The sequence below is a fragment of the Microbacterium neimengense genome (genome assembly GCF_054782995.1).
In genome coordinates this window covers 1-2,241 of record NZ_BAAGRK010000030.1, presented here as the reverse complement: position 1 = coordinate 2,241, position 2,241 = coordinate 1, and the positions used below count along the sequence as shown (strand labels likewise).

The window sequence follows — 2,241 nt, the reverse complement described above, 5'->3', positions numbered from 1 at the left end:
TGTAATTATATATTTTTAATACTAGTATATTATAATATTAATATATTATTAATATGTTTTTATTATATTAATATAACATGACTAGTATTTATATAATCAGTATTTGATATAATGAGTGGGAGTTGTTGATCGTTGGCTGATCCATACTTGTACTGTTAGTGCACCCTTCTTATTAACAGATGAACATTGACCAAATTCAATAATAGTTCGTGTACTATTCTTAAATGATCCAATTTGAGCTGATTGTACTGTCATACGTGGTCGTGATGGTTCAGTAACAAGTCGACCAGCTAGACGAATCTTAATACCGATAATATGTGAAGGTAGATTACTTTCACCTGATACAACAGGAGTTGTAATACCAAAGATCTTATTAATAACTCGTTCAAATCGATCTGTATCTAGATTCTTCATAATAAATGCTGCTAGAATATCACTATTTAGATAAGGATAATGTAGCTTTACTAGTCGGAGTTCTACTGCTTGTCCCCAAACATTACTTAGAACTTCACCTAGAGCATTAATAGTATTAGCATTAAGTGCTGATTGTACATCTGACATATAATAGAATACTGTTACTGTTACTGTTGTAGGTGTTACATCAATAATAGGCTTAGAAGCTAGTACATCAATAGGTTCGAAAAATTGATTAATAAGTGTATTAGTATGTCGTGTTGCATGAAGATTTTGTGTTGTATTCATACCTGAATCAAAATTATGGCTCATAATTTGAGTATTACCACTTGGTAGATAATACTTAGCTAGTCCATTTGATAGAATATCCTTCATTATTTAAAGTCTGTATATTTTTAGAAATTTCTAATTCTCATGATAATTGACTATCTTGGTTTTATTAGCCAGCAGAGGGACTCGAACCCATCTTACTGCCGTTATGAGTGGCAGGTTTCTACCCTTAAACTATACCGGCTATAAGTACTAATATTAGTCTATCATATAGGCCGAATCTAGTATTACTTTTCTTAACTAGAAAAGAGAGTTAATAATATCTATAACAATAAAGGACCATATATATAGAGTTTATATCAAATATAAATAACTTTATATTATTTATCTATTTATTTCTTTAACATTACTACGACTCTTGTCGTTATTACATATATATATAATTTGGTCTCGGACCTTCCTATGATAACTCATAATAGCTAATACATAGTACTTTCTTTTATCTATTATAATTAATAGATTAGAAGGGTGAGATCCCAGAATTGAACTGAGATATCTTCTGCCACAAAGAAGCGCTCTACCATTGAGCTAAAATCACCTGTAGTTGGGGACGGAGAGACTTGAACTCCCAGTGGGCGTAACCCGGCAAATTTACAGTTTGATATCTTACCAATTAGATTTACATCCCCACATTTTGTGCCGAGGCAGAATTGAACTACCTCCCCAGAATCTTCAGCTCCGTGCTCTACCATTTAAGCTATCGGCACCCAAAATATTAGTATTTATTTGGAGAGGTGGGGAATCGAACCCCAGTTACTATGATGCAAACATAATGTACTAACCACTGTACTACATCCCCACGTTACTTATATTAAATTTAAGGGGAGTAATAATAATGATATATAAATTATGTTCGATTTGATGAACCGTCAAGTGATGTGTTTTCTAGCATTCCAATAATTGGTAGTAGGACTACAAACCAACCAAAGTATACAGCAGTTGCAATAGCCCCAACTGTTACAAATGGTTCTTCAGCGTGTTGGCTACCAATCCACATTAGAAGGAAGAAGTTACCTACGAATACCCAGAAGGCAAATCGTGTTAGAGGTCGGTGCACATTACCTCGAGTTCGTCCTACGTCAAGTAGGGGCATAGCAAGTAGGATTAGTAGCGATCCTAGCATTCCAACTACTCCTAGTAGCTTGTTAGGAATTGACCGTAGAATTGTATAGAACGGTAGAAGATACCATTCCGGTACAATTGAAGGTGGTGTTTGCATAGGGTTAGCAGGAATATAGTTGTCACTGTGTCCTAGCATGTTAGGTGCATACATTACTAGAGCTGTTAGAGCAATGAAGAAAAGGATAATTGTTACTAGATCCTTAAAGATAAAGTATGGATGCATTGGTGCCTTTTCAGCATTTGAGCTAATACCTTCAGGGTTTGAGCTACCGTGTGTGTGAAGTGTTAGCATATGTACTAGAGCTAGAGCTGCTAGAATAAATGGTAGTAGATAGTGAAGTGAGAAGAATCGGTTAAGTGTAGCATTATTAACAG

At 34.6% G+C, this 2,241-nt stretch carries 2 protein-coding genes and 5 tRNA genes; all 7 read right to left on the bottom strand.

All coding sequences use genetic code 11. The features are described 5' to 3' along the window. Positions 1-96 precede the first annotated feature (96 nt). Positions 97-789, bottom strand: a complete 693-nt coding sequence (locus ACYVJS_RS16345; RefSeq protein ID WP_460624612.1) for a hypothetical protein — start codon at positions 787-789, stop codon at positions 97-99. 66 nt (positions 790-855) lie between these two features. After that, a tRNA-Met gene (locus ACYVJS_RS16340) sits at positions 856-928 on the bottom strand. Between the two features lie 282 nt (positions 929-1,210). Beyond that, positions 1,211-1,283, bottom strand: a tRNA-His gene (locus ACYVJS_RS16335). Between the two features lie 6 nt (positions 1,284-1,289). Further along, a tRNA-Tyr gene (locus ACYVJS_RS16330) sits at positions 1,290-1,373 on the bottom strand. A 6-nt stretch (positions 1,374-1,379) separates the two neighbouring features. Next, positions 1,380-1,451, bottom strand: a tRNA-Phe gene (locus ACYVJS_RS16325). A gap of 20 nt (positions 1,452-1,471) precedes the next feature. Then, a tRNA-Ala gene (locus ACYVJS_RS16320) sits at positions 1,472-1,543 on the bottom strand. A gap of 48 nt (positions 1,544-1,591) precedes the next feature. After that, positions 1,592-2,241, bottom strand: a 650-nt coding sequence (locus ACYVJS_RS16315) for a cytochrome b N-terminal domain-containing protein (protein ID WP_460740900.1), incomplete at its 5' end; no start/stop codon positions are given.

Excerpts from the sequence above, each read along its gene's own strand:
- ACYVJS_RS16345 (WP_460624612.1), bottom strand. The coding sequence starts at position 789 with ATGAAGGATATTCTATCAAATGGACTAGCTAAGTATTATCTACCAAGT.